Below are 4548 nucleotides of genomic sequence, written 5' to 3' on the forward strand. Positions count from 1 at the left end.
GGGTGACCGAGCGCATTCGCGCCGACGCCGTCTACCTCGTCCACGGCTACGGGCGGCAAGCCAGGGAGCTCAGCTTCGCCTACGGGCGCGGCATCGACAGCGCGGAGCTCTGCACGCGCTACGTCACGGATCCGATCATGGGCGGCACCGGCATGAACGTCAACTTCGTCACCTTCCTGCGCGAGGCAGGCGATGCCGGCGGCGGCGAGCACGCGGCGGCCGCCGCCGCGGACCAGGAGGTGCCGGCATGAAGGGTCCCCGCTACGCGCTGGCCGTGGACACCCGCACCTGCGTCGGCTGCGCGGCCTGCGTGATCGGCTGCAAAGAGGAGAACGCCGTGCCGCTCGGCACCACGCGCGACTGGATCGTCACCGAGACGAGCGGCGTGTACCCGGCCCTCGCCACCCAGTTCCGCTCGGAGCGCTGCAACCACTGCGCCGACGCCCCCTGCGTGCGCGCCTGCCCGACGGGCAGCTCGCACTACGGGCCGGGCGGCACGGTGCAGGTCAATCCTGCCAAGTGCTCGGGCTGCAAGGCCTGCATCACGGCCTGCCCCTACGGCGCGCGCTATGTGGATCCCCGTACGCACACGGTCGACAAGTGCAGCTTCTGCCTGCACCGGCTGGCGAGCGGCAAGAGGACCACCAGCTGCCAGGAGATCTGCCCGACGGCGAGCATTCTCTTCGGCGACCTCAGCGACCCCGAGAGCGAGATCAGCCGCGCGCTCGCGCGCCGGACCTGGACCGTGCTCCTGCCGGACGCCGGCACCGAGCCGCAGCACTACTTCCTGAAGTGAGGCCCGCGATGGAGATCACGACGACGCGGCAGAACCCGCTCATCGACCCGAGCCTGCACGTCTGGCACGGGGAGGTCGCGGCCTACCTCTTCCTCGGCGGCCTCGTCGCCGGGCTGATGATCCTGCTCGGCGCCTATCGCCTCTGGAAACCGGAGCGCCCGCGCTCGCAGGCCCTCGCCCGCCTGCCCTGGCTGGTGCCCGTCCTGCTCTCGGTCGGCATGCTGTTCCTGTGGCTGGATCTGGCGAACCGCCTGAACGCCTTCCGCTTCTACCTCATCCTGCGCCCCGAGACGCCGATGTCCTGGGGCGCCTGGATCCTGCTCGCCGTCTACCCGGTGTCGCTGGCCTTCGCCTGGAACGAGAGCCCGGCTGCCTGGCGCCGCCGAGCGCTGGCTCGCTGGCCACGCCTCGCGGCCCTCGCGCGCTGTAGCGAGGCCCGGCAGCGCCCCCTCGCCTTCGCGACGATGAACCTCGGCATCCTGCTCGCGGTCTACACGGGCATCCTGCTGGGCGCCTTCGCCGCGCGGCCGCTGTGGAACTCGCCGCTGCTGGGCCCGCTCTTCCTGGCTTCGGGGCTCTCGAGCGGGGCGGCCTTCATCCTCCTCTTCGGTCTCGAGGACGAGGAGCGGCGCCTGGCCAGCATCGTCGACATGGGCGTGATCGGCGCCGAGCTCGGCCTGATCGCGCTCTGGCTGCTCGGCCTCGCCGTGGGCGGCCTCGCGGCCCAGTCCGCGGCGCGCCTCTTCTTCGGCGGCCCCTACACGGCCGCCTTCTGGACCCTCGTGGTCGCGCTGGGCCTCGTCATCCCCTTCATCGGCGAGGCGATCGAGTACAAGCGCCGCGCCACGCCGGGGCGGGCCACCGCCCTGTTCGTGCTCGCCGGCGGTTTCGCCCTGCGCTGGATCGTGGTCTTCGCCGGCCAGGCGGCCGGCTGGGTCGGCCAGGTCGCCGGCAAGTAAAGGAGCCAGGCAATGCACGCGAAGAACTACTGGAACCCCTACCTGGCCGGACTGCTCCTGGGCCTCACCCTGCTCGCGACCTTCCTCGTCGCCGGCCAGGGCCTGGGCGCGAGCGCCTTTCCCAAGCGCGTCATCGCGCTGGCCGCGCACGAGACCGCGCCCGCCTGGACCGAGCGCAACCCGGCCCTCGGCCGCTACGTCGCCGGCGGCGCCAATCCGCTGCACGACTGGCTGGTGATCGAGGTGATCGGCGTGCTGCTCGGCGGCTTCTTCGGCGCGCTCAGCGCGGGACGCCTGAAGCGCACCGTCGAGCGCGGCCCCCACATCGGCGTCCGCGGCCGGCTCTTCTTCGCCTTCGCCGGCGGCGCCGTGATGGGCGTGGGCGCCGGCATCGCGCGCGGCTGCGCCTCGGGACAGGCCCTGTCCGGCGGCGGCAGCCTCGCCACCGGCAGCTGGGCCTTCATGATGCTCTTCTTCGCCGGCGCCTACGCGACGGCCACCTTCGTCAGGAGGCAGTGGCTATGATCTGCCCGACCGCGGCCCAGGGCTTCTACGGCAATGAGATCGGCCTGCTGACGGCCCTCGTCCTCGGCTTCTTCTTCGGGCTGGCCCTGGAGCGCGCCGGCTTCGGCAACGCGCGCAAGCTGGCCGCGCAGTTCTACGGCTACGACATGACCGTCTTCAAGGTGATGTTCACGGCCGTGGTGGTCGCGATGGTCGGCCTCTACGCGGCCGTCGCCTTCGGCTTCATGGACCTCGAGCTGCTCTACATCAACCCGACCTTCCTCTGGGGCCAGGTGGTGGGCGGCTTCGTCGTGGGCGTGGGCTTCGCGCTCGGGGGCCTCTGCCCGGGCACCTCCGTGGTCGCCCTCGCCTCGGGCCGCCTGGACGGTCTCGTCTCGGTGGCCGGCATCTTCTTCGGGACCTTCCTCTTCTCGCTGGGCATGGACTGGCTGCCGCCCCTGCGCGCGCTCTACACGGCCGGCGCCCAGGGCCGTTCGCTGCTGCCCGCGCTCGTCGGCCTGCCCGCGCCCTGGCTGACCCTGATCATCGTCGCCGTGGCGACGGTCGCCTTCGTCGGCGCCGAGGCGCTGGAGAAGAAGCTCGCCCCGCGCTTCAAGCCGGTCGAGCTCACGCCCACCGGCGGCCGCCGGGTCAAGTTCGCGCTGATGGGCGCGCTCGCCGTCGTCGCGATCGCCGCCGGACTCGCGCCTGCCCCACAGCCCCTGCCGCTCGCCGCGCCCAGGCTGGCAGCCGCGCTCGAGCCCGCGGCGCTGGCCGACGCGCTCATCGCTGGGTCGGCCGGCGCACCCGGCCTCACCCTGCTCGATCTGCGCGACGAGGCGGCGAGGGCCGCGCTCGCGATCCCCGGCGCGCAAGCGGCAACGCTGACGGCGGAGCCGCCCGCCGCGCTCGCGGCGGCAGCCGCCGGCAGCACCGTGCTGCTCGTCACGGGCGGCGACGAGGCACCCGCGCTGCCGACCGCCTGGCCGGCGAGCCTCGTCTACCGGACCCTGCGCGGCGGCGCCCTCGCCTGGCAGGCCGAGGTGCTGACGCCGCAGGCGGGTGTGCTCGGGCCCGGAGCCGAACGGCAACGCCAGCTCGCCGCCTACTTCAGCGGTGCCGAGGCGGCGGCCCCGGCCGCGGCCGCGCCGCCGCCCGCCCCAAGCACCAGCGGGGGCAAGGTGAAGAAGCCCGGCGGCGGCTGCTAGCGGCGGCGCTTGCGCCGGCCCCGACGGACCGCTAGCCTGGGGGCATGCCGGTTCGTCCATCGCCCGAGCTCTTCGCCGCAATCCTTTGCGGCGGTTCGAGTCGCCGCATGGGGCGCGACAAGGCGCTGCTGCCTCACCCGGCCGGCGGCACGCTCCTCGCGCACGCTGTCGCACTTGCGCTGGGCCGCGCCGCGCGGGTTGTGCTGCTCAGCGGCGACGGCCGGCGCTACCCCGAACTCGGGCTGCCGGAGCTGGCCGATGCGGCCGCCGGTGCGGGACCGCTGGGCGGCCTCGTCGCCGGCCTGCGCGCGGCGGCGGGCGCTCCCCTTCTCCTCCTGCCCGTGGATCTGCCCTACCTCGATCCGGCGGCCCTCGAGGCGCTGATCGCCGCGCATGCGCGGGGCGGGGCGCCGCTCACCGTGGCGAGCGAAGCCGGCCGTCTCTCGCCCCTGCCCTCGATCTGGGAGCCCGCCTGCCGCGCCGCCGCCGAGGCCGCCCTCGCGGCGGGTCGCCTGGCCCTGCATGGCCTCGCTGCGGAGGTGCCGCACCAGGCAGTCGCACTGCCCACGGTCGCCTTGCGCAATTGGAATGCGCCCGCGGACCTGCGCGACGGAACCGCCTAAGTGAAGCGACCCTCGTAGAGCCTCACGATGGCGGCGATGAATGAGTCGAAGTGGAGTGGATCGCCAACTTGGGGCGCTGGCAGCTTCGTAAGGTACGCGGCTGTGCTTCCCGGTGTATTCTCATAGTCGACTGCGATCAGGCAGCTCGCATCCAGTCCAGAGGTACCAGCTCCGGTCCGACGAGAGACAGCGCGCATCTGGGTCATGCAGTGATCGACTAGAGCCCGTGGTTCGTGGTGCTCTGTGATCTCAGTTCGCAAGGGTGACCGGAAGCGGCTGGCCGAGTTGACCAGGAGAAGCCCCCCAGCAATCGTAGCATCGTCATAGCGATGTACATGATCGTGGTGTGCTTCAAAATCACGCTTCCTGTTCTTCACTGCTTTGTGATGCTCGGTCATCACTGCCTTATTCTCGACTGCAACTTGGATTCTCGCGGGATTCGTTCGCCAGATTGGGGG

The 4548-nt window shown here is 72.2% G+C and carries 5 protein-coding genes; all 5 read left to right on the top strand.

Annotated elements, in window-relative coordinates; translation table 11 throughout:
• Positions 1-247: 247 nt before the first annotated feature.
• From FJ251_13750 to FJ251_13770, 5 genes are read left to right on the top strand one after another with little or no spacing between them, the layout of a single operon-like run.
• The gene (locus FJ251_13750) at positions 248-796 is read left to right on the top strand and encodes a 4Fe-4S dicluster domain-containing protein (protein ID MBM4118768.1); all 549 of its coding nucleotides are present in this window, start codon (positions 248-250) and stop codon (positions 794-796) included.
• An 8-nt stretch (positions 797-804) separates the two neighbouring features.
• The gene (locus tag FJ251_13755) at positions 805-1755 is read left to right on the top strand and encodes a nitrite reductase (protein ID MBM4118769.1); all 951 of its coding nucleotides are present in this window, start codon (positions 805-807) and stop codon (positions 1753-1755) included.
• Between the two features lie 12 nt (positions 1756-1767).
• A complete protein-coding gene (locus tag FJ251_13760) occupies positions 1768-2280 on the top strand; it encodes a hypothetical protein (protein ID MBM4118770.1) in 513 nt (170 codons plus the stop codon).
• Complete coding sequence (locus tag FJ251_13765) at positions 2277-3467, top strand: hypothetical protein (protein MBM4118771.1); 1191 nt, start codon at positions 2277-2279, stop codon at positions 3465-3467. Before FJ251_13760 ends, FJ251_13765 begins: the two co-directional genes overlap by 4 nt.
• A 44-nt stretch (positions 3468-3511) precedes the next feature.
• Positions 3512-4090, top strand: coding sequence for a molybdenum cofactor guanylyltransferase (locus tag FJ251_13770; protein MBM4118772.1), 579 nt, complete (start codon positions 3512-3514; stop codon positions 4088-4090).
• The last annotated feature ends 458 nt before the right edge of the window (positions 4091-4548 follow it).

It is taken from the genome of bacterium (assembly GCA_016873475.1).
GTDB lineage: Bacteria > Krumholzibacteriota > Krumholzibacteriia > JACNKJ01 > JACNKJ01 > VGXI01.